15 protein-coding genes are annotated in these 24,135 nt (G+C 62.7%); 12 read left to right on the forward strand and 3 right to left on the reverse strand.

All coding sequences use genetic code 11. From position 1 onward, the window contains the following. Window positions 1-53: 53 nt before the first annotated feature. The 5 genes from GXB78_RS04605 (at window position 54) to GXB78_RS04625 (ending at window position 6,078) form a co-directional block, all read left to right on the forward strand. On the forward strand, window positions 54-1,529 hold the full coding sequence (locus GXB78_RS04605) for a c-type cytochrome (protein ID WP_408005103.1): 1,476 nt from the start codon (window positions 54-56) through the stop codon (window positions 1,527-1,529). Continuing rightward, window positions 1,526-1,999: a (2Fe-2S)-binding protein gene (locus tag GXB78_RS04610; RefSeq protein WP_329514501.1), complete on the forward strand. Its 474-nt coding sequence runs from the start codon at window positions 1,526-1,528 to the stop codon at window positions 1,997-1,999. Before GXB78_RS04605 ends, GXB78_RS04610 begins: the two co-directional genes overlap by 4 nt. Further along, the gene (locus GXB78_RS04615; protein WP_329514502.1) at window positions 1,996-4,230 is read left to right on the forward strand and encodes a xanthine dehydrogenase family protein molybdopterin-binding subunit; all 2,235 of its coding nucleotides are present in this window, start codon (window positions 1,996-1,998) and stop codon (window positions 4,228-4,230) included. The genes GXB78_RS04610 and GXB78_RS04615 overlap by 4 nt, the downstream gene beginning before the upstream one ends. Window positions 4,231-4,400: 170 nt before the next feature. Then, window positions 4,401-5,513, forward strand: a complete 1,113-nt coding sequence (locus tag GXB78_RS04620) for an alkene reductase (protein WP_329514503.1) — start codon at window positions 4,401-4,403, stop codon at window positions 5,511-5,513. A gap of 88 nt (window positions 5,514-5,601) precedes the next feature. Continuing rightward, on the forward strand, window positions 5,602-6,078 hold the full coding sequence (locus tag GXB78_RS04625; protein WP_329514504.1) for an AraC family transcriptional regulator: 477 nt from the start codon (window positions 5,602-5,604) through the stop codon (window positions 6,076-6,078). A 678-nt stretch (window positions 6,079-6,756) separates the two neighbouring features. Here the strand turns inward: GXB78_RS04625 and GXB78_RS04630 are convergent. After that, complete coding sequence (locus tag GXB78_RS04630; RefSeq protein WP_408005106.1) at window positions 6,757-11,919, reverse strand: trifunctional serine/threonine-protein kinase/ATP-binding protein/sensor histidine kinase; 5,163 nt, start codon at window positions 11,917-11,919, stop codon at window positions 6,757-6,759. Window positions 11,920-12,271: 352 nt separating this feature from the next. Between GXB78_RS04630 and GXB78_RS04635 the strand changes: the two genes are divergently transcribed. Continuing rightward, the gene (locus tag GXB78_RS04635) at window positions 12,272-13,261 is read left to right on the forward strand and encodes a response regulator (protein ID WP_329514506.1); all 990 of its coding nucleotides are present in this window, start codon (window positions 12,272-12,274) and stop codon (window positions 13,259-13,261) included. After that, window positions 13,258-13,659, forward strand: coding sequence for a response regulator transcription factor (locus GXB78_RS04640; RefSeq protein WP_329514507.1), 402 nt, complete (start codon window positions 13,258-13,260; stop codon window positions 13,657-13,659). Before GXB78_RS04635 ends, GXB78_RS04640 begins: the two co-directional genes overlap by 4 nt. 5 nt (window positions 13,660-13,664) lie before the next feature. On the opposite strand, the gene GXB78_RS04645 is transcribed toward GXB78_RS04640, so the two are convergent. Continuing rightward, window positions 13,665-14,267: a TetR/AcrR family transcriptional regulator gene (locus tag GXB78_RS04645; RefSeq protein WP_329514508.1), complete on the reverse strand. Its 603-nt coding sequence runs from the start codon at window positions 14,265-14,267 to the stop codon at window positions 13,665-13,667. A gap of 138 nt (window positions 14,268-14,405) precedes the next feature. On the opposite strand from GXB78_RS04645, the gene GXB78_RS04650 reads away from it, so the two are divergent. From GXB78_RS04650 to proP, 5 genes are all read left to right on the forward strand, one after another. After that, window positions 14,406-15,194, forward strand: coding sequence for an SDR family NAD(P)-dependent oxidoreductase (locus GXB78_RS04650; protein ID WP_329514509.1), 789 nt, complete (start codon window positions 14,406-14,408; stop codon window positions 15,192-15,194). A gap of 55 nt (window positions 15,195-15,249) precedes the next feature. Continuing rightward, window positions 15,250-16,266 (forward strand): NADP-dependent oxidoreductase, encoded by a 1,017-nt coding sequence (locus GXB78_RS04655; protein WP_329514510.1) that lies wholly within the window; start codon window positions 15,250-15,252, stop codon window positions 16,264-16,266. A gap of 574 nt (window positions 16,267-16,840) precedes the next feature. Next, entirely contained in the window at window positions 16,841-19,246 is a 2,406-nt protein-coding gene (locus tag GXB78_RS04660; RefSeq protein WP_329514511.1) for a glucose/quinate/shikimate family membrane-bound PQQ-dependent dehydrogenase, read from the forward strand. 97 nt (window positions 19,247-19,343) lie between these two features. After that, window positions 19,344-20,642, forward strand: coding sequence for a carbohydrate porin (locus GXB78_RS04665; protein WP_329514512.1), 1,299 nt, complete (start codon window positions 19,344-19,346; stop codon window positions 20,640-20,642). 582 nt (window positions 20,643-21,224) lie between these two features. Beyond that, window positions 21,225-22,727 (forward strand): glycine betaine/L-proline transporter ProP, encoded by a 1,503-nt coding sequence (gene proP, locus GXB78_RS04670; protein WP_329514513.1) that lies wholly within the window; start codon window positions 21,225-21,227, stop codon window positions 22,725-22,727. Window positions 22,728-22,811: 84 nt separating this feature from the next. On the opposite strand, the gene GXB78_RS04675 is transcribed toward proP, so the two are convergent. Further along, complete coding sequence (locus GXB78_RS04675) at window positions 22,812-23,927, reverse strand: AI-2E family transporter (RefSeq protein ID WP_329514514.1); 1,116 nt, start codon at window positions 23,925-23,927, stop codon at window positions 22,812-22,814. Between the last annotated feature and the right edge of the window lie 208 nt (window positions 23,928-24,135).

Consider the following 24,135-nt stretch of genomic DNA (forward strand, 5'->3'; position numbering starts at 1 on the left):
AAGGCTACGGTCACCCGGCGGCGGCGAGAATCCGTGCGCGAGACAACGCACTGATGCGTCGAGCGCAACGTTGCTTGTGGCGCAACGCGCTGTTGCGCGGGCCGGTGATTCTCCACCGCAAGCGTCTTCTCTACGCTTTGGCCCTGGCGCAGACGTCCGCATCGGCGCCCTTCCCCGGCTGCTACAAGGAGCGTTTCCATGACCCGCACTTCATTCGTCCTGCCACTGCCCGCTGCGTTTTCCTGCCGACCATGAACAGCCCTCTACTCAAATCCAGAACCCTGTGGATCAGCGTGGCTGTGCTCGCGGTCATCGGCCTGGTCGTCGCCGTCGCGCTGATGTGGCGCCCGGCGATCGCCCCGATCAAGCGGCCCACGTCATTCGATAGCGCGCAGTTGCAACGCGGCGCACGGGTGGTCGAGGCCGGCGACTGCGCGGTGTGTCACACCCGCCCCGGCGGCGAATACCTGGCCGGCGGGCTGCCGCTGGTAACGCCGTTCGGCACGCTGTACAGCACCAACATCACCCCGGATGCGCAAACTGGCATCGGCGAGTGGTCATTGCCGGCGTTCGAACGGGCGATGCGCGAAGGCATTGCCCGTGACGGCCACTTTCTCTACCCGGCGTTTCCCTATGTGCACTACCGGCGCATGAGCGCAGCGGACATTGCCGATGCCTACGCCTACCTGATGAGCGGCCCCGCCGTACACGCCCCCGCCAGGCAGAACCAGATGAACTTCCCGATGAACATCCGTCCGCTGGTGTCGTTCTGGAACCTGCTGTTCCTGCATGGCGAGCCGTTGACGCCGCTGGCCGAACACAGCGCGGCATGGAATCGCGGACGCTATCTGGTCGACGGCCCGGGCCACTGCGCCGGCTGCCATTCGCCGCTGAACCTGATCGGTGCGGAGAAATCCTCGGAATATCTGCTCGGCGGCAGCGTCGATGGCTGGGAGGCGCCGGCACTGGTCGGCCTCGGTCAGCGCGCCAATCCGTGGAATCGCGAGCAATTGCTCGGCTATCTGCGCGCTGATGTAGTCGATGGCCACGGCACACCCGCCGGCCCGATGCGTCCGGTCAGCCTGAGTCTGGCGCGCTTGCCGGCCAGTGAAGCCGAGGCGATTGCCGACTACCTGCTGAGCTTGCAAAGCCCTCATGCAGTGACCGAAACCACGCCGAAAAAGCCAAGCAATCCAACGGACCACAGCAGCGGCGCCCTGCTCTTCAGCAGCGCCTGCGCCGGCTGCCACGCAGCCGCCGCGCCGATGCGTGAAATCGACGGACGCCCCGGTCTGCAAAACACCTCGGCCCTGCAAGCGGCCAGTTCGCGCAACTTTCTCAAGACCGTACTCGAAGGTGTGCCCGCCATCCCCGGCGCACCCGGTCCGGTGATGCCGCCGTTCGCCGCCAGCCTCGACAACGCCCAGCTCGGTGCACTCGCCGCGTACCTGCGCGAGCAAGCCAGACCCGATCAGCCGTGGGCCGACCTTTCTTCCACTATTGAAGCGTTACGTCAGGAGACGAAATGAGCCAGATCACTCTCACCGTCAATGGAGCCGCCCAAGCGCTGGAGCTGGAACCGGACATGCCGCTGCTGTACGCGCTTCGCAATCACTTGAACCTCAACGGCGCCAAGTATGGCTGCGGCCTGGGCCAGTGCGGCGCGTGCACGGTGATCGTCGACGATAAGCCGGTGTTCGCCTGCCTGACGCCATGCGCCGGCCTTGAAGGGAAAAAGATCCGCACCGTGGAAAGCCTCGGCAGCGCCGAGAAACCCGGCCCGCTGCAAGCAGCGTTCATCGACAAGCAGGCGGCGCAATGCGGTTACTGCATCGCCGGCATGCTGATGCGCGCACAGTCGTTGCTTGAACGCGATCCGCACCCGGACGAGCAAACCATCTGCGAGCACATGGCCGGCAATCTGTGCCGCTGCGGCACGCACTTGCGCATCATCGAGGCGATCAAACAGGTCGCCGGGCACAGCGGGAGCCTGACATGAGCGACGCAAACGGCTTGAACCCCAGCCGCCGGGCGTTCCTGCGCGGCGGCGCACTGCTGATGGCTTTCACCCTGATGCCGGTAGCGCGGCGGGCCTTGGCCGACACCGAAGTCGACACCCTCGGCACCGTCGTGCTCGCCCCCGATCTGCCCGGCAGTCTGCGCACTAACCCGTACCTCGACGCGTGGATTCGCATCGGCGCCGACGGCATCACCGTGTACACCGGCAAAGTCGAATTGGGCACCGGCGTGAAAACCGCGTTGCTGCAAATCGCCGCCGAGCGTTTGCAGGTACCGGCCAGCGCCGTCAATTTGCTCACCGCCGACACCGCACTGACGCCCAACGAAGGCTACACCGCCGGCAGCCACAGCATTTTCGACAGCGGCACCGCGCTGTACAACGCCGCCGCGCAGGTGCGCGAAATGCTCGTCGATGCCGCCGCGCGCAGTTGGCAAGTCGACGCTGCGCAACTGAGCACTCGCGACGGCATTATCGAAGGCCCGAGCGGGCAACGCATGGCTTACGCCGACGCTGTCAGGCACGTCGATGTGCACCAATACGCCAAGGCGCAATCACCGGCGATGGCGGCGGCCGACTTCAAGCTGATCGGGCACAACCTGCCGCGTCTGGACATTCCGGCCAAGGTCAGCGGCGGCGCGGCGTTCGTGCAGGACATGCGCCTGCCGGGCATGCTGCATGCGCGAGTGATCCGCCCGCCGCGTCCGGGCTGCACGTTGCAGGCGTTCGATACGGCATCGATTGAAGCGCTCAGCGGCGTGGTCAAAGTGATCCGCGACGGCAACTATCTGGCCGTGGTCGCCCGTGATGAATGGCAAGCGATCAAGGCCATGCGCAGCGGCATGGAGAGCGCCAAGTGGAGCGGCGGCGAAGCGATTCCCGAAGCCGCCGGGATTCACGATTTGCTCAAGCAATTGCCCTCCAAGCGCTACCCGATCAGCAACAACGGCAATCCCGGCGGCGCGACCGAAACGCGCTTCAAGGCGCGGGTGACCAAGCAATATCTGATGCACGGCTCGATCGGCCCGTCCTGCGCGGTGGCCTGGTTCAAAGATGGCCTGCTCACGGTCTGGACCCACACCCAGGGCGTCTATCCGCTGCGCGCCGGCATCGCCGAGATGCTGCGTCTGCCGCCGGAGCGCGTGCGCTGCATTCATACCGAAGGCTCGGGTTGTTATGGCCACAACGGCGCCGATGATGCCGCCGCCGATGCCGCATTGATCGCCATGCGCCTGCCGGGCACGCCGGTGCGCGTGCAATGGATGCGCGAGCAGGAAAATCTATGGGAGCCGTACAGTTCGGCGATGGTCACCGAGGTCGATGCCGGCCTCAGTCAGGGTCGTTTGCAGGACTGGAGCTACGAGCTGTGGACCACGCCGCACAACGAACGCATCGTCAATGCCGGGCGTCTGCTGCCGGCACGCCTGCTAGCGAAACCCTTCGCCTCGGCGCCCTCGGTGCCGATCGCCCAGCCCGAAGGTGACGGCGATCGCAACGCGGTGCCGCTGTACGAGCTGGGCGCAACGCGGATCAACATGAACTTCGTCACCACCATGCCCTTTCGCACTTCGGCCATGCGTTCGCTGGGGGCGCACATCAATATCTTCGCCATCGAGGCCAGTATCGATGAGCTGGCGATCAAGGCCGGGCTCGATCCGGTGGCGTTGCGTCTGGCGCATCTGAGCGACCCGCGTGCCCGCGCGGTGATCGAGCGCGTGCGTGACGAAATCGGCTGGCCGCACAAGAGCAGCGAGCCCGGCGCGGGGATCGGTTTTGCCTTCGCCCGCTACAAGAACATCATGGGTTACTGCGCCCTCGCGGTGAAGCTGCGGGTGCATCCGCAGACCGGCGAGATTCGCGTTGACCATGTGGTGACGGCGGTCGACGTCGGCCAGATCGTCAGTCCAGATGGCCTGCGCAATCAGGTCGAGGGCGGCATCGTCCAGTCGGCGAGCTGGACGCTCTACGAACAAGTCGCCTACGACGCCGGCGGCATTCGCAGCTATGACTGGAGCGGTTATCCGATTCTGCGCTTTACGCAATTGCCGAAAAAAGTCGATGTGCACTTGCTCGATCAACCGGGCGAACCGTTCCTCGGCGCTGCCGAAATCGTCCAGGGGCCAATGGCTGCCGCACTCGGCAACGCGGTCAGCAATGCCACCGGCCGGCGCTGGCTGAACCTGCCGCTGACCCGCTCGACCCAACCCGCCTGAATTACGCCCGCGCTCGTCATGGATGAGCGCGGGTGCCGTTGCGCTGCGCGCAAAACTGCGTAGCGCCGGCCACGGATTATCAGCCCCGCCACCCCCGGTTAAGTTACCTGACAGCACGCGGCACCTGGCTGCCGCGCTTGAACCCTACTCATCGAAATCCGGAGCTACCCATGACCCGTCGCCTGTTCCAACCGATCGCCCTTGGCCCTTACACCCTTGCCCACCGCGTAGCGATGGCGCCCCTGACCCGCTCGCGCGCCGGCCAGCCGGGCGACGTGCCGACCGCGATGAACGCCGAGTACTACCGCCAACGCGCCAGTGCCGCGTTGATCATCACCGAGGCCACGCAGATTTCCCAACAGGGCCAGGGTTATGCGTGGACGCCGGGGATCTACACCGATGCGCAAGTGCAGGCGTGGCGTGAAGTCAGCACGGCGGTGCACGCGGCGAACGGCCTGATCTTCATGCAGCTGTGGCATGTCGGCCGGGTCTCGCATCCGAGCTTCCAGCCTGACGCCGGTTTGCCGGTAGCACCGAGCGCACTGCCAGTGCCGGGCAAGACCTTTATCGTCGATGAACAAGGCAATGGCGTGTGGAGCGATGTGCCGGTGCCGCGCGCCCTCGAAACAGCGGAAATCGCCGCCATCGTCGAAGACTATCGCCGCGCCGCGCGTAACGCCTTGAACGCTGGCATGGACGGCGTGGAGATTCATGCCGGCAACGGTTATCTGCTCGATCAATTCCTCAACAGCAACAGCAACCAGCGCAACGACGCCTATGGCGGCAGTGTGGAAAACCGTGCGCGCTTTCTGCTCGAAGTGGTTGCTGCTGTCGCTGACGAAGTCGGTGCCGAACGCGTTGGCGTACGGCTGACGCCGATGGGCCGTTTCATGGGCATGGGCGATGACACGCCCGAAGCAACATTTGGTTATCTGGTCGAAGCGCTCAACCAGTGGAACCTGGCCTACTTGCATCTGGTCGAGCCGGCCATGGTCGGCACGGTCAAGGACGAAAACTTCGACCCGCGCTGGGACGCGATCATCGCCCAGTTGCGCCAGACCTGGAACGGCGTGCTGATCCTCGCTGGCGGTTATGACGCCGAGTCCGCCGAACAGGCCTTGAACGCTGATCGTGCCGACATCATCGCCTTCGGCCGGCCATTCCTGGCCAATCCGGATCTGCCGCGTCGGCTGCACGATGGCCTTGAGTTGAACACGCCGGATCCGAGCAGTTTCTTCGGTGGCGATCAGCGTGGTTACGTCGATTACCCATTCCACGCCTGAGGCCTGCGCTTCATAACTTTTAAGGTTTGTTTAAGGACTTTAAATAAAGCCTGCGGCCAGACTTTGCCCATCGATCAGGAGAGCCGCCATGAACCCGCAATCGGTGAAGTCAGACCATCCCTGCCACCTCGCGCGCCCACTGGGCGCGCTGTCCGGCTGGCAGGAACGCCGCGCCAAGGCCTACATGCTGCGCGACCTGAGCCGCAGCTTGCGCGTCAGCGAAATTGCCGAACATTGCAACCTGTCGCGCAGCCACTTTTCCCGGGCGTTCAAGATCGTCACCGGCTGCTCGCCGCAGGAATGGATGCTGAAGATGAAAATCGACAAGGCCAAAGGATTGTTGCTGACCTCGATGGCGATTACCGAGATCGTTTATGAATGCGGGTTTTCCGATCACTCGCACTTCACGCGCACGTTTGGACGCCTGGTGGGAATGCCGCCGAAGGTCTGGCGGCAGGCGATGTGCGGGGCGCGGGTGGCGCTGGTGGATGCGGATGTGTGGCAGCTCAACGATGGGTTGCTGAACTCGACGCTGGGCCAGCGGTTGACGGAACTGCGGCCCTGAGTCGGATTCCAAAGAGTTTTGTTCACTCCTCCCTTTTGGCCGCGATTTTTCGCGGCTTTTTTTTGAACGGTGCACCGGCGTTCGGCATTGGATTGGCGGTGAATTCACCCCTCACCCCAGCCCTCTCCCCGAGGAGAGGGAGCCGATTTGTGGGCTTTCCAACACCGGAGTTCGGCTAGATATCCCAGGTCGGCATATCTCGACCAAACTCCTCACCCTAGCCCTCTCCCTCCGGGAGAGGGCTAGGGTGAGGGGCTTTTGTTTTTGCCAAATCTGAATTCAACTCGGTATTGCACGTCGGCGTACCTCGACCAAACACCTCGGTCAGTCCCCTCTCCCTCCGGGAGAGGGTTAGGGTGAGGGGCTTTTGTTTTTGCCAAATCTGAATTCAACTCGGTATTGCACGTCGGCGTACCTCGACCAAACACCTCGGTCAGTCCCCTCTCCCTCCGGGAGAGGGCTAGGGTGAGGGGCTTTTGTTTTTGCCAAATCTGAATTCAACTCGGTATTGCACGTCGGCGTACCTCGACCAAACACCTCAGTCAGTTCCCTCTCCCTCCGGGAGAGGGCTAGGGTGAGGGGCTTTTGTTTTTGCCAAATCTGAATTCAACTCGGTATTGCACGTCGGCGTACCTCGACCCAACACCTCAGTCAGTCCCCTCTCCCTCCGGGAGAGGGCTAGGGTGAGGGGCTTTTGAGCTTGGCGTCCGGTGCCAGCGGCAGTCTGAAACAGATCCGCGCGCCCTCTTCGCTGTCCTCCACGCGCAGCGTCCCGCCATGGGCGCCGATCACCGTTCGGCAAATCGCCAGGCCCATGCCCATGCCACTGCCTTTGGTGGTGAAGAACGCGTCGAAAATCTCCTCGCGCTGATGCTCGGCAATCCCCGGCCCGTTGTCCTGCACAGACACACAGACCTGCCCATCGGCCGCCGTCGACTCGATAACCAGGCGCCCATCCACAACACCCTGCCCGGCCATCGCCTCCAGTGCGTTGGTGATCAGGTTGTAGATCACCTGCTGGATCTGCACGCGATCCGCCAACACCGTGTCAGCAGCATTGAGTCGGGTGTGCAAGCTCACCCTGCGACTGTGCACATCACTGGCGGTCAGTTGCACTACCTCGCCAATCAATCCGTCAATCGATAGCGGCAGCCGTTGCAGCGGCGCCTGTTTGGCCAGGGCGCGCAAGGCCTGGACAATCTCGGTGGCCCGGGCGCTGTCGGCGCGGATGTCCTCCAGCCCCTGAATCGCTTCGTCGAGATCCGGTGTGTCGCGCTTGAGCCAGCGCAGACTGGCCGAGGCGTTCGATGAGATTCCCAGCAGTGGCTGGCTGATTTCGTGGGCGATCGAGGCCGACAGTTCGCCCATCATTTTCAGGTGCGAGTTACGCGCCAGTTCCGCCCGCGAGCTGCGCAAGTCAGCCTCCATCTGCGCCCGCAGGCGGTTGTCTTCGACCAGCTGCGCGTACAACCGCGCGGTCTGCAACGACACCGCTGCCTGCGAGGCGAGGATTTCCAGCATGGTCAGGCGCTCAGCGCTGAACAGCTTCGGCACCAGGCTGTTTTCCAGATACACCAGACCAATCAGCGCACCTTGCTTGAGCAATGGCAGGCACATCATCGAGCGCGTCTGCCGTTGCTGCAGATCCGCGCTGCAGGCTTGCGGGCATTCGGCGCGGGCATCGTCGAGCACCATCGGCGTGCGCGTACGCATGGTCGAATTGAGCACTGAAACCGGGGCGATCTGCTCAAACGAGCGCTGGTTGTCCTGGCTGACCCGCACGTTACCCGCCTCGACGTGCGCGGCAGCGGCCAGTTGCAACTCACCGTCAGCGACCAACAACAGCGCACCCCGATCGGCGCCGGCCTGAATCATCAAGTGATTCATCAAGGTTTCCACCAGCCGATCGAGCAGCACTTCTTGCGAGACCGCGCGCGCCGCTTCGATGCCGACCTCAAGATCAAGGCGCACCCGCGTCACCGGCGCTACGGTTTCCAGCGAATGCTCGCGAGCCAAAAACGGATGCGCGGCTTCGAGCTGACGCGCCTTGGCCTGCGCGCCCCACTGCACATAACAATCGCGGGCAACTCGCAGATGATGATGCGTTCCCGAGACCAGACCGTTTGCCAGGCAAACTTCAGCCAATTGCTCGTGGGCCAGGGCTTGCTCATGGATAAACCCGGCAGCGGCCGCGGCGATTTGCGCCTGGTCGAAGCAGCGAATGGCAACCAGCCCTTCGCCGCGCACGCGGGCCATGGCGCCTTCGACCAGCAGCAGTTTGTTGCTGAAGGTCGAAGGATTGAGTTCAGTCCATCGCAGAAACCGCTGACGTTGCTGCTCCAGTTTCTGCAGTTTTTCCGCCACAGGACCCGGCGCCTCGGGGCTGGCCAGCGCCAGGCTGTAGAACAGGTAGTAATGGGCCAGATCGATGTGCGCCGGCAGCGACCACGTCAACGCCTCGGCGTCTTCGAAACGCCGCAGCGCGTAGCGCACTTCACCGAAATACAACGCCGACATGCCCGAGTACAACCACCTCCAGAACAGTGTCGGCTGTGAAACACGACCGCGATCCAGCGGGCCGAAGCGGTCATGCTCCAACGCATCCAGCTCTGCGATCGAACGAAGCTCAGGCCCGTTACGCAGGTCGCCGGCAAACGCCTGTTGCGCCAGCAGAATGCGTTCGATGTCGATGTAGTGAAACTGCCGCACCCAGCTCAGGCCGACGTCCAGCTCGTTCAACACGTTTTGCAGCGGCTCACCCATGAACAGCAGATCCGAGCCGATGTGATTACAGGCGTAACACGACATGCCGAGGTCGCCGCCCGCCTGACCACACTCGAACGCCGCGAAAGCCTTCTGCCGGGCGTAGGCCATCGGTTTGGTCCAGGCGCTGACCTGATCCAGCGCCACCAGCGTCCCGGTGCGCCCCGCTTCATAGCCGTGCAGATCCGTGAGTTCCAGCGCCAGTTCGGCGAAAGCGACACCGTCGAGATATTCGCCATAGCGGTCGGCGATCATTACGCCGTACCAGGCAAAACCGTAACCGCTGCTCGGCGTCGTGCCGTGCAGCAAAGTCAGTTCGACCATCTTCGCCAAGTGCAGGAAGGCAATATCGTCCTGCACGAAGAACGAGGCGATCAGCGTGCTCAGCAGTTCCATCGCCACTTCGATTTGCGGATCGTTGGCCTTGGCCAACGCCGCCAGCTCAGCGATCCGTCGCGCGCCGACCAGTTGTCGAACGCGCTCGAAGGCTTCGCCCAGTTGCGCTTTCGAGGGTTGCCGCTGCAGGTCGATGTCGAGCAAGGCAAGACCGGCCAGCGCTTCGCTGATCGCGCCGTGATAATCGGAGTGCAAGGTGCGCAGGCTGGCGCGCAGGCGATAGGTTTTCGCTCGGTCCAGTGTGGTCTCGGCGTGGTTGAGGCAGTCATCGAGACGCTGTTGTGCGCCGGGCAGATCCGCCAGCAACATCGCGCAATCGGCCGCCAGCCAGCGGGCCGCGAAGGCTTGCGGGTAGAGCTGGGTCCAGCCGCTGTCGCCGAGCAAAGCCTCGGCGCTGCGCAGGTAATCCACGGCCTGCTCGACAGCGGCGCTATCGCGGGCGCGCTCGGCGGCTTCGACCAATAGCTGGATGAAATCGGCGCGCCGAGGCGCTTGCAGTGCGTTGACGTCGCTGCGCTGAATCTGGCTGGCGATGTCGAAGACCTGCGCCTTCCGCTCCTCGCCGCAGTGATCGAGCATCGCGGCGGCTATGCGCGCATGTTCGGCGGTGCGCCCGGCCGGCGCCGTCAGGGCAGCGGCGGCTTCGAGCACGCGGTCGTGGGGAAATACCAGTTGGCCCGGTTCGCGCAGGAGAAATCCGCCGCTGACCAAGTAATTGACATCACGCAGCAACTGCACCGGATCGTCCGCCAGCAATCGCTGCAACAGCGCTTCGTCACAGCGACCACCGACGTAACCCGCCGTGCGCAACACCTCGCGGACACTGGCCGGCAGACGCTGCACGCGTTGCACCATCAGTTCTGCAACGTTGTCGGCGTAGCGATAGCCGTTCACCTCAGCCTGATCCCACACCCAGCGCCGCGTCGTCGCCTCGAAACGCAGCAGGCGCTCGTCCACCAGAGCCCGTGCCACCTGGCTGACGAACAACGGATTGCCGGCGGTCTTGAAATGCACCACACGGGCCAGCGCTTCGAGGTTGTCGACATCGGCATCGAGTTCGACCGCCATCAGTTGCGCGACGGCCTGTACCGACAGCGGCCCTAATGCCAGATCGGTGACGGGCAATGTCGGGGCGGTGCGCAAGTCATCGAGCCAGCCGCCCGGACCTTGCAGCAACTCGCCCTCGCGATAGGCCAGAACCAGCAGCAGGTGCCGCGTCGGTCGAACGCTGAAGGCTTTGAGAAACGCCTGAGTCGAATCGTCCGCCCACTGCACATCATCAATGAACAGCAGCAGCGGATGCCCCGGTTGCGCAAAGACCTCGAGCACATCGAGCAGCGCCCGATTGACCCGGTCGAGGGCATGCCGCGCCGGCATGTTGGGCAATTCTGCAGTGGCGCCGATCAGCAGTTCGGCTTCCGGGGCAAGGTCCAGCAGCAAGCGGCCACGGCCCTTGAGGGTTTCGCGCAATTGCTCGGCCAAGGCCTGCAAGGCCAGCGTGGGCTTGGTCAACACTTGGCTGATCAACGATTGAAAAATCTGCGCCAGTGGCGCGAAGGGTCGGTCGTTTTGCAGCAGTTCAACCTTGCCGCTGGCCCAGTAACCGGGTGCTTGTGTGCGCAGCACTTGCTGAATCAGCGTCGACTTGCCCGCCCCCGGCGCGCCGGCGACCAGCAGCACGCGGGCAATGCCGTCGCTGCGCACGCGCTGGATCTGTTCGAGCAGTTGCTTACGTTCATCATCACGGCCAAACAGCACATCGCCGCGCGTGGCCGTCGCCCGTGCATCGAAGGCACCCAGGCGGAAGGCTTCGATCTCTCCTTTTTTCTGCCATTGGCGCAGGCACCAGGTCAGATCGGCGGCCAGCGATTCGACGCTCTGATAGCGCGCGTCCGCCTCCTTGGCCAAACCTTTGAGCAGCACATGGCAAATGCCTTGCGGCAGGTCGGGGATGTATTGCGCCGGCGACAATGGCTCGACGGCGGCGTGCACATGCAACCATTGCGACGCGTCGCGGGCGCTCAGCGGCGGATGCCCGGTCAGGGCCTCGTAGATGATCGCCGCCAGCGCATACACGTCGCTGCGTTCATCGGAATTAGCGCCGTCGCGCTGCAGCTGTTCCGGCGCCAGATAAGGCCAGTGTTCCAGACTGGGTAGTTCGGTCGCCGAGGTTTCCTGCGCCTGGGTGTGAAGGCCCATCAGCCTGACACTGTCGTCGGCACCGATCATCAGATGCCAAGGCAACAGGGATCCGTGTGGGAGCGAGCCTGCTCGCGAAAGCGGTGGGTCAGTCAATGGTGATGCCGGCTGGACTGACGCTTTCGCGAGCAGGCTCGCTCCCACAGGGGTATGTGGAACGCCGGGATGCTGGTGAGTGTGGGCCAGCGCATTCGTGGCGGCGACGGCGATATTCAGCACGCGCCCGAGCGGCAGGCCGGCGGCGTCGATCAGTCCAGCCAGCGGCGCGCCCCACTGCGGATAGACCAACACCGGGCCGTCCGCTGAACGAATCAGCGCGAGCGGGTTGATCGCCCACTGCGAAGGCAACTGCAAATGGAAATCGCGCTCCAGCCGCTGGCACAGCGCCGGACGCTGAATCGGTGCGCGCACGGCGAACCATTTCTGGCCCGAGCGGCTGTCTTCAAGGGTGAACCAGGTCAGTTCATGGTCGCGGCGCAGCAGGCTGAACCGGCAGTTTTCCAGCCATGCTTCATCAAGCATCGGCGCATCGCCAGCGCGGGACATTGCAGATGAGGATCGCTGGCCGGGCATACACATTCACCGCTGGAAATGGGATTCAGGCTGATGGTGAAGTATACGCAGCGTTTTTTTGCCGCAGGGCCGGTCGCTGCGCGGATGTCCGTCTACGGCCTCAAGATGGCCGTCCAGAGCCTCCCGCCGCAATTTGCATGACTATAAAAGCACGCGACTTATCCCTCGGGATAATTGCTTTATGCCAGGCCGTCCCCTAGCGTACGAACCTGATAACCCGGCGCCCGCGCCCTGTCCTTCTCACCGCAACGCAGAGGCCTGCATGATCCGACTCGGCCAAGCCACGATTTCCCTGGAACGGCGCGAAGCCTTTCTCGATGGCCGGCCCTTGCGCGTGGGCGGGCGGGCGTTCGAAATACTCTCCGTGCTGATGCAGGCCGACGGGCGCATCGTCAGCAAAGACGAACTGATCAATCAGGTGTGGCCGGACATCGTCGTCGAAGAGAACAATCTGCAGGTGCAGATTTCCTCGCTGCGCAAACTGCTCGGGGAAAAAGAAATCATCCAGACGGTTCCCCGTCGAGGTTACCGATTATTGAAAGACCGCGAACCCAAACTGCCGCTGTTCAACCCACTGGCCTCGGCGCCGATCGTGGCGCAGCCGCCGCCCGTCGATGCGCAGTCGGTGCCGGTATTTATCGTCGACGATGAGGCCTGCGTGCGTACCGCATTGAGTCGCTTGTTGCGCGCAGAAGGCATCGAACACCGGATCTTCCAGTCCGCCGAAGAACTGCTCGAGGCCGACATCGTCAGCGGCCCGGCATGCCTGCTGCTCGACGTCAGCCTGCCGGAAGCCACGGGATTGCAGTTGCAGGCGGCGCTGAACCAGCGCGGCTTGCCGTGGCCAGTGGTCTTCATGACCGGCCACGGCACCATTCCGATGTCCGTACAGGCCATGAAGGCCGGCGCGGTGGAGTTCCTGACCAAGCCATTCAATGACGATGAACTGCTCGGCATTCTGCGCAACACTCGTCAGCACGCGGCGACGGCGTACGATCAATGGCAACGGGTGCAGCATGTGCGGCAATTGGCGGCGCAACTGACCCCGCGTGAGCGTGAGGTGCTGCCGCTGATTGTCGGTGGCCTGTCGAACAAGCAGATCGCCAATCAGTTGGGCACCAGTGAAGTGACCGCCAAGGTCCATCGCAAACACATCATGGCGAAGATGCAGACCCGCTCGCTGGTCAACCTCGTCGAACTCTACGGACTGATCAGCGCTGCGCCTTCGCCTGGCCCATCGAGCCTGTCGTGAGCGGCTCGGCGGGTCACCCGACGGCGGCCGACGGCACCCGACCAACCATTGTCTGCATCGTTGATGACGACGCATCCGTGCGCAAAAGCCTGTCGAATCTGCTGCGTTCGGTCGGTTATCGCGCGCAGGTGTATGCCAGTGGCGAAGCGTTTCTCGCCGAGGCCGATTTTGCCGAGACTGCCTGCCTGCTGCTGGATCTGCGCATGCCCGGCCTGTCCGGCATCGACGTCATGCGCGCGCTGCCGCGGCAGATTCCGGTGATCTGCATGTCAGCCCATTGGGACGAGGCGGCGCTGGCCGAAACCGGGCATTACCAGGCCTTTGAATGCCTGTGCAAACCCTTCGAGGAAGAGGTGTTGCTGGCGGCACTCGACAAGGCCCTGCAGCGCCAGCGCTGATCGCTTCAGCTGTCTTGCGTGGTTTCTTGCTGAGTCTCGATCACGGGCAACGACTCAGTCATCGAAGCGTGACACACCGCCAGGATTTCATCGGCCAGCGCCGAGTCATCCGGGCAGGCCCGCGACAGCATGATCGCGCCGACCGCATGGGCCAGCAGGTCGATCATTTTGCTTCTGCCCTCACCTGCCGGTGCATCCGCTGCGCTCGGGTATTTCTCGCCGAGCGTCTGCAATAAGCGCTCGATGCCCTCGGCGAAAGCTGTCTTCACATCCCCCGACTGCCGCGCCGCATCGCCGCACAGCGCCGCCATGGTGCAACCGGTGGAACGTCCGTCGCGATGGTCGCGTGAAACGTAGACATCGATGAAATCCTGCACGCTCAGCGCTTCGGCGCTGGCCAGCGAGTGCGCCAGGCTGTTGGCCGAGGCTTCGGCCATCAGGTCGGCCTTGGAGCCGAAGTGCTTGTAGAAACCGCCGTGGGTGAAACCGGCGGCCGCCATCAGATCCGCCACGCCGACCCCGTCATAACCGCGTTCGCGGAACATCACAGAAGCCGTTTCGACAATGTGCTCGCGATTGGCCTGAGCCTGAGCCTTTGATACGCGCATGTTGGATACCTCCAGCGCTGAAAAATCATGCGCCGATGATACATAGATGTTGGCCATAATCAAAATCATTGACAGTTTAGATTTCGGTCATCATCCTAAAAACCCCAATCAGTCATCTACTGAAAAAGAGCCGACACCATGACTACTCGCCCTACTGTTCTGATCACTGGCGCCTCCACCGGCATTGGCGCTGTCTACGCTGCGCGTTTCGCCCAACGCGGGCACGATCTGGTGCTGGTCGCCCGTGACCAGTCGCGCCTGGACACCCTGGCTGCCAATCTGCGTGCCGAACACGACGTCAATGTCGAAGTGCTGCAAGCCGATCTGACCCGACTCAGCGATCTGCAAACCGTCGAAGCGCGTCTGCGTGACGACGCGCGCATCGGCATCCTTGTCAACAACGCCGGCGCCGCGCAGTCCGGCACCTTCATCGAACAGAGCACCGACAGCGTGGCGCAACTGGTCGCGCTCAACACCACGGCGCTGGTGCGTCTGGCCAGTGCCATTGCCCCGCGGCTGGCCAAGGCCGGCGACGGCGCGATCATCAACATCGGTTCGGTGGTCGGCCTGGCGCCGGAGTTCGGCATGTCGGTGTATGGCGCGACCAAGGCGTTCGTGCTGTTTCTCTCTCAGGGCCTGAGCCTGGAGCTGTCGCCACAGGGCGTGTACGTGCAGGCCGTGCTGCCCGCCGCCACCCGCACCGAGATCTGGGACCGCGCCGGTATCGACATCAACACGCTGACCGACATCATGGAAGTCGGCGATATGGTCGACGCCGCGCTGGTCGGTTTCGACCGTCGCGAAGTGGTGACCATCCCGCCGCTGCATGAAGACGAACGCTGGGATGCCCTGCAAACCGCGCGGCAGGGCCTGTTGGGGCAGATTCGCCAGTCGGCGGTGGCGCAACGGTATCTGACGCAAGCCTGACCTCACCCGGACCCGCCGCTATGCCGGCGGGTTCCTACTGACAAGAGCATCCGCAATGAAGGCATTTTTCATCGAGCACTTCGGCAAGCAGAACGGCCGGATTGGCGACGTAGCCGAGCCGGTGGTCGGCGCCCACGATGTGCTGATCGAGGTGCACGCGAGCAGCGTCAACCCGCTGGACCTGAAGATTCGCAGCGGCGAATTCAAGATGATCCTGGCCTATCAGATGCCTTTGATATTGGGCAACGATGTCGCCGGTGTGGTGCTCAGCACAGGCGCGGCGGTCACGCGGTTCAAACCGGGCGATGAGGTTTATGCGCGTGCGCCTGAAAAGAGGATTGGCACGTTTGCTGAACGCATTGCGGTCGACGAACAAGCGGTAGCCTTGAAGCCCGCCAATCTCGCTATGACCGAGGCGGCCTGCATGCCGCTGGTGACGTTGACTGCGTGGCAGGCACTGGTCGAAGTCGCCGAGGTGCAAAAGGGTCAGAAAGTGCTGATACACGCAGGCTCCGGGGGCGTTGGTACGGTTGCCATCCAGCTGGCCAAGCACCTTGGCGCTTTCGTCGCGACTACAACCAGCACGGCGAATGTCGAGTGGGTCAAGGCGCTGGGCGCTGATGTGGTGATCGACTACAAACAGCAGGATTTCGCCAGCGAACTGCGCGATTACGACGTGGTGCTCAACAGCCTTGGCGGCGATGTGCTGGAGAAGTCGTTGAAGGTGCTGAAACCTGGTGGGCAGCTGATTTCCCTGTCCGGGCCGCCGACTGCGCAGTTTGCTCGAGAGCAGGGTTTGTACTGGCCGCTTGGGCTGGTGATGCGCGTGCTCAGCAGTGGTATCCGGCGCAAGGCACGCAAGCGTGGGGTGGGTTATTCGTTTCTGTTTATGCGCGCCGATGGCATTCAGTTGCAGAAAATCACCGCGCTGATCGAGGCCGGGGTGATCAAACCGGTAATTGACCGCTCCTTTGCGTTCGATCAGTTAGCTGACGCCTTGCACTACGTTGAAAAAGGCCGGGCCAAGGGCAAGGTCGCCATCGTGATCAATCCTGAAAGCCCCTCACCCTAGCCCTCTCCCAGAGGGAGAGGGAACTGACTGAGTTGAATGTGCGAGTTACGCCGACCTGAAATACCAAGTCGAACACAGGTCTCAAAAAGCCTACAAATCAGCTCCCTCTCCTCGGGGAGAGGGCTGGGGTGAGGGGTGAATTCAACGCGGTGTTTTGCGCATGTGACCATCAGCCGATTTCAAGCCGACCTCAGTCCCGAAAGATCAAAAGCCCCTCACCCTAGCCCTCTCCCAGAGGGAGAGGGAACTGACCGAGTTGAATGTGCGAGTTACGCCGACCTGAAATACCGAGGTGAGCACCGGCCTCAAAAAGCCCACAAATCAGCTCCCTCTCCTCGGGGAGAGGGCTGGGGTGAGGGGTGAATTCACTGCGGTGTTTGGGCATGCGCGTTGCAACTACAAGGCCGACTCGCCCTCCCTGCTGAAACGTAGAGAAACCTCTCCCAACTTGCGTTTTCCTCATCCTGCACCACGCTTGATTCACAGAAGTGCACGTTTTCATGGCAAAACTGCGGTTAACTGAATGGTTAGTTACCGCTATAATCCCGCGCTTCATTCAAACGGGACTTTCAATGTGAACCACAGTCAACGCGTCTCAGGCGTTTCAACGTTCATTCTGGTCGGCCTTGGCGTGATCATCGCCCTGCTCGGTCTGGCGCTCGCGGTCGGCGGTGTGAAGCTGGTCAGCCTGGGCGGTTCCTGGTACTTCCTGATCGGCGGTCTGGCGATGACCGTTTCCGGTGTGCTGATCGCACTGAAGAAAACCGCCGGCGCCTGGCTGTTCGCCGCGTTTCTCGTGGCCACTGCGATCTGGGCCGTGGCTGACGCCGGGCTGGTGTTCTGGCCGGTGTTCTCGCGGCTGTTCATGTTCAGCGCGATCGGTATGGTCGTCGCCCTGGTCTACCCGCTGCTGGCGCGCGCCAATGGCCGCGTTGCCGGTCGTGGTGCGTATGCCGTGGCCGCTGTGCTCGCGGTCGGAGTGGCGGTTGCTGCCGGCAACATGTTCGTCGCTCATCCGACCGTTGCCGCTACCGGCACTGGTCCGGGCCTGACTCCGGTCGAGCCGGCCAAGGCGCAAAAAGACTGGGCGCACTACGGCAACACCGAAGGTGGCAGCCGCTTCGCCGCGCTCGATCAGATCAACCGCAACAACGTCGACCAGTTGAAAGTCGCGTGGACCTACCACACCGGTGACATCGCCGAAAGCGATGGCAACGGCGCCGAAGACCAGCTCACCCCGCTGCAGGTCGGCAACAAGGTGTTCATCTGCACCCCGCACAACAACCTGATCGCCCTCGATGCCGACACCGGCAAAGAGCTGTGGAAGAACGCGATCAACGCGCAATCGAAAGTCTGGCAGCGCTGCCGTGGCATGGCCTATTTCGACGCCACCGCCACCCTCGCGCAACCGAGCAATTCTTCGATCATCGAAGCCAAACCGGCGCCGGCTGCCAACTGCCAGCGTCGTCTGCTGACCAACACCATCGATGCGCGCCTGATCGCGGTCGATGCTGACACCGGCGAGTTCTGCCAGGGTTTCGGCAACAATGGCCAGGTCGATCTGAAGGCCGGTCTGGGTGATGTTCCGGACAGCTACTATCAATTGTCGTCCGCGCCGCTGATGGCCGGCACCACCGTGGTGGTTGGCGGGCGCGTTGCCGACAACGTGCAGAGCGACATGCCTGGCGGCGTGATTCGTGGTTTTGACGTGGTTACCGGCGCCATGCGCTGGGCGTTCGACCCGGGCAACCCGCAGGACCGCAATGCACCGGCTGATGGCAGCACCTACGTGCGCAGCACGCCGAACAGCTGGGCGCCGATGTCCTATGACGCGGCGACCAACACCGTATTCCTGCCGATGGGCAGCTCGTCCACCGACATCTATGGTGTCGAACGCAGCGAACTGGACCACAAGTACGGCGCCTCGATCCTCGCGCTGGACGCCAGCACCGGTGAAGAACGCTGGGTGTTCCAGACCGTGCACAACGATCTGTGGGACTTCGACCTGCCGATGCAGCCTAGCCTGATCGACTTCGACAAGGACGGCCAAAGCGTTCCGGCGCTGGTCATTGGCACCAAGGCCGGGCAGATCTATGTGCTTGATCGCGCCACTGGCAAACCGCTGACCGAAGTCAAGGAAGTCCCGGTGAAAGCGGCGAACATCCCTAACGAGCCGTACTCGCCGACCCAGCCGAAATCCGTGGGCATGCCGCAGATCGGCGCGCAGCACCTGACCGAGTCGGACATGTGGGGCGCCACGCCGTACGACCAGTTGCTCTGCCGTATCGACTTCAAGAGCATGCGCTACGACGGCCTGTACACCGCGCCGGGTACTGACAAATCGCTGAGCTTCCCGGGTTCGCTGGGTGGCATGAACTGGGGCAGCATCTCCACTGACCCGGTGCACGGTTTCATCTTCGTCAACGACATGCGCCTGGGTCTGTGGATTCAGATGATCCCGTCGCAGAACAAAGGCCAGGCCGCTGGCGGTGGCGAAGCGCTGAACACCGGCATGGGCGCTGTTCCGCTCAAAGGCACGCCGTACGCGGTGAACAAGAACCGCTTCCTCTCGGTCGCCGGTATTCCGTGCCAGGCGCCGCCGTTCGGCACATTGACCGCGATCGACATGAAGACCCAGAAAGTCGCGTGGCAGGTTCCGGTCGGCACCGTTGAAGACACCGGTCCTCTGGGCATCCGCATGCACCTGCCGATCAAGATCGGTCTGCCAACCCTGGGCGGCACCCTGTCGACCCAAGGTGGCCTGATCTTCATCGCCGGCACTCAGGACTTCTACCTGCGCGCCTTCAACAGCGGCAACGGTGAAGAAGTCTGGAAAGCCCGTCTGCCAGTCGGCAGCCAGGGCGGGCCGATGACTTACGTTTCGCCGAAAACCGGCAAGCAGTACATCGTTGTCACCGCTGGCGGCGCACGCCAGTCCACCGATCGTGGCGATTACGTGATGGCTTACGCCCTGCCGTAATTCGCTGCTGTACATCCACCCTCCCCCCAGCGCGCGGTGCCCCAAAGCACCGCGTCGCCGTTTTAATGCGTTGAAGATTTCAGCAGGAAGGATTCACATGTCATCGGCTGTTCGCTTTTCCCGTTCCAGACTTTGCACCGGCCTGCTTTTGGGCCTGAGCTGCACCACTGCCCTCCCCGCGCTGGCTGCCAGCGACACCGATCTGCTGACCCGCAGCACCCTGACCGGTGACTGGGGCGGCTTGCGTCATCAACTGGATGCAGACGGCATCAAGTTCACTGGCGATTACAGCGGCGAAACCGCCTACAACGCCGACGGCGGCCTGCACCGTTCGGCGCGTTATTCGCAGAACATCAAGCTCGGCGTGCAGTTTGATCTGAGCAAACTGTATGGCGTCGACAATGCCGGCAAGGTGCAACTGACCGTCAACGACCGTCGCGGCAACAGCGCTTCGGAAGATCTGGTCGGCAACCGCTTGCCGATCCAGGAAAACTACGGCGGCCTGTACACGCGCCTCACCGAACTGAGTTACGAGCGCAGCCTGTTCACTCCGGCGCTGAACGTGAAGCTCGGCTACATGGCCATGGGCAACGACCTCGGCGGCCTCGACAGCGGCATCCTGTGCAACTTCATGAATGCCGGTTTCTGCGGCCATCCGCTGAACATGTCCGGCGGCAGCGGCTGGACCAACTACCCCAACGCGCACTTGGGCGTGCGGGTCAAATACGACCTCTCGCCGTCCTGGCAACTGCGCGTGGCGGCGTTCAACGTCGACCCCGAGAGCAACGGCAATTCCAGCCGCGCCTGGCATTTGGGGCCGAAGCACACCACCGGCACTGTCGTGCCGATCGAGTTGGTCTACAAGCACGCCGGCGAGCTGCCGGGTGAGTACAAAGTTGGCTATTACTACGACAGCTCCGACGTCAAACGCATTGGCAGCGACAATGAAGTCTCCGGTCGTGGCGGGCACTATTTGCTGGTCGATCAGGCGGTATGGCGCTCGCCGACCTCCGAAGGCCGCAGCCTGCATGCGTTCGGCCAGTATTCGGCAGCGAGTGAAGCAGCCTCGCCGTTCAGCAAGTGGTACGGCACCGGTGTGGTTCTGTACAAACCGTTCCAAGGCCGCCCGCGTGACACCGTAGCGCTGGGCTATGGCCGCGCCGTGCCGAACCCGCGCAGTCGTGATGTACAACAGGATGCCGCAATGGCCAACGGTGCCGCGTTTCCGAATCTCGACAGCGCCGAACAGTTGATCGAATTGGGCTACGGCTACCAGGCCACCCCATGGCTGACCCTGCGCCCGAACCTGCAATACATCATCGAACCGGGCGCATTCTCCGGGCAGGATATCGACAATGCGCTGGTGGTGGGATTGCAGGTGAAGGCTGCGCTTTAAGCCTTGTGATGGATGTCCCGCCGCCATCGCGAGCAGGCTCGCTCCCACAGGATTGGCGGCGGACACAAAATCCCGACAAACCATAGAACCCCTGTGGGAGCGAGCCTGCTCGCGAAAGCGTCGGGTCAGGCGACTGCGATGTTGAATGTAGCGCCGCCATCGCGAGCAGGCTCACTCCTACAGGATTGGCGGCGTGCGCAAAATTCTGGCAAACCACAGAACCCCTGTGGGAGCGAGCCGGCTCGCGAAAGCGCTGGGTCAGGCGACTGCGATGTTGAATGTAGCGCCGCCATCGCGAGCAGGCTCGCTCCCACAGGGGATTTGTGTTGGATCAGGGAATTGTGATTCGCCGCGCAAAACTGTAGGAGTGAGCCTGCTCGCGATGGCATTGGATCAGACAACCGCTATCTTGAATGCTCAGCCAAGCCTTCCAGAGCACCGAACCCTCCTCCCACCTGTCGAAATTAATTCCAGCCATCGGTGAATTATTTCGTGTCCGCATGTATCTGAGCCAGAAGAGCCGGCGCCATCATGGAGATGGCATCGCAGCGGTAATCTGGATCAGCGAGCGGGAACATCGCAATGAAATCACGCAAGAACACCGTCAAACCGATCGGTTTGAAAGACATCACCATCGTCGACGACGCCAAGATGCGCAAGGCGATCACCGCCGCCGCTCTGGGCAACGCCATGGAGTGGTTCGACTTTGGCGTCTACGGCTTTGTCGCCTATGTGCTCGGCAAGGTCTTCTTTCCCGGCGCCGATCCTGGCGTGCAAATGATCGCTGCCCTGGCGACGTTCTCCGTGCCGTTCCTGATCCGTCCACTTGGCGGTTTGTTCTTCGGCGCACTCGGCGACAAGTACGGGCGGCAGAAAGTCCTCGCCGCGACCATCGTCATCATGTCCCTGAGCACCTTTGCCATCGGCCTGATTCCGTCCTATGCCTCGATCGGCATCTGGGCACCGATCCTGCTGTTGCTGGCGAAAATGGCCCAGGGCTTCTCGGTCGGCGGTGAATACACCGGCGCCTCGATCTTCGTTGCCGAATACGCCCCGGACCGCAAGCGCGGTTTCCTCGGCAGCTGGCTGGATTTCGGCTCGATCGCCGGTTTCGTCTTCGGTGCCGGCGTGGTGGTGCTGATTTCGACGATTCTCGGTGAACAGCGCTTCGAAGAATGGGGCTGGCGAATTCCGTTTTTCCTCGCCCTGCCGCTGGGCATGATCGGCCTGTATCTGCGCCACGCCCTGGAAGAAACCCCGGCCTTCCAGCAGCACGTGGACAAACTCGAGCAAGGCGACCGCGAAGGCCTCGCCGGCGGCCCGAAAGTGTCGTTCAAGGAAGTCGCGACCAAACACTGGCGCAGCCTGATGACCTGCATCGGCGTAGTGGCGGCGACCAACGTCACCTATTACATGCTGCTCACCTACATGCCGAGCTACCTGACGCACAACCTGCATTACAGCGAAAACCACGGCGTGCTGATCATCATCGCGATCATGGTCGGCATGCTCTTCGTGCAGCCGCTGATCGGTTTTATCAGCGACAAGATCGGCCGCAAACCCTTCATCGTCGTCGGCAGTATTGGCCTGTTCATCTTCGCCATCCCGGCGTTCATGCTGATCAACAGCGGCAGCATCGGCCTGATCTTCTCCGGCTTGCTGATCCTCGCGGTGCTGCTCAACTTCTTTATCGGTGTGATGGCCTCGACCCTGCCGGCGATGTTCCCCACGCACATCCGCTACAGCGCGCTGGCCAGTGCCTTCAACGTCTCGGTGCTGATCGCCGGTCTGACCCCGACCGCCGTGGCCTGGCTGGTGGAGAGCACCAACGATCTGTACATGCCCGCCTACTACCTGATGGTCATCGCCGTGGTCGGCCTGATCACCGGCGTGACCATGAAGGAAACCGCCAACAAACCCCTGCGTGGCGCAGCCCCGGCGGCCTCCGACCTCGAAGAGGCCAAGGAGCTGCTGCAGGAACACCACGACAACATCGAGCAGAAAATCGAAGACATCGATGCCGAAATTGCCGCCCTGGAAGCCAAGCGCAAGGAACTGGCGCTGCAGCATCCGCGCATCGACTGATCAGCGCGGCGTCGGCAACAGGGTCCGACGCCTCGCCGAGCCTGGCCAGGCCTTGCCACCAGCCTGTTCTGCAGGCGCCGTTGCTTATGGTTGAGTGTCGTGGGAAGTATCGTCCAGCACTTCACTGACATCGGCGGGTTGGTAAACCCAGCCGATGAACAACTCATAACCGACCGCCAGAATCACCGGCCCGGTGAACAGGCCGATGATGCCGCTGGTGACCATGCCGCCGAGCGCGCCGATCAGCACCACCGGCATCGGCACGGCCACACCGCGCCCGAGCAGCATCGGTTTGAGCACGTTGTCGGAGAGCCCGGCGATCACCATCCACACGGCGAATATGATCGTACCGGCGCTTACACCGTCGTGAGCGAAGACGAACACCACCACCGGCACGGTAATCAGCAGCACCGGCAGTTGCATGATTCCCAGCAGCAACACCATCAAGGCCAGAACGCCGGCAGCGGGCACGCCCATGATCACCAGCGCCACGCCGATCAGGATCATCTGGATAAAGGCGATACCAACCACCCCTTGCGCCACGGCGCGAATGGTTGAGGTGCACAACTGGGCAATCTGCGGGCCACGCACCGGACCGGAGATCCGCGTGGTAATCGCCACTGCCGTGCGATGGCCGCGCTCGCCGTGGGTCATGATCAGCCCGGCGACAATCAGCGCCACGACAAACACCACGATGCCTGCGCCGACGCCGGCGGCCTGATGCAAAAGCACCCGGCCCCAACTGGTCAGGTGCGGCGCGAGCTCCTTGAACACCCAGCTCAGATCCTGCGACGCGTGCATCCAGATGCCATACAACGGCGCACCGATCAGCGGCCACTCGGCGACATTTGCCGGCGGCGGTGGAATCTCGAACTGCCCCGCTTCCACTGTGTGCATGCCCGCCTTTACCGAATCGGCCACGGATGCGCCGAGCAGGCTCAGCGGCACCATCAGGATCACCACGCCCAGCAACACCAGGACAATGGCTGCCCAACCGTAGCGGTTGCCCAATTTGGCGCCGAGTTTCCGGTTCAGTGGGTACAGGGTGATCGCGAGGATCAGCGCCCACAGCATCACGTTGAGAAATGGATGAAAAATGTCGTAGCAGAACAGCACCAGCGTCGCGATCAACCCGGCGCGGATCAGCACGTCGAGCAAGGCTTTGGAACTGTTGAAGGCAATCAGCGGCTTCTCTTCCATGGCAACGTTCCTGAGCGGCGCAGCATTCGGGATGCGCTGAGCCTAGAACATGTTGCGCAGGTCTTCCTGTGGGGCACGGCATTAATGAATGCACACGACCCCCTGTAGGAGTGAGCCTGCTCGCGATAGCGACTTGTCTCTCGATGCAGATATTGGCTGATAGACCGCCATCGCGAGCAGGCTCACTCCTACAGGGGATTCGCGCATG

The sequence above is a fragment of the Pseudomonas moraviensis subsp. stanleyae genome, from assembly GCF_036283065.1.
Lineage (GTDB): Bacteria > Pseudomonadota > Gammaproteobacteria > Pseudomonadales > Pseudomonadaceae > Aquipseudomonas > Aquipseudomonas stanleyae.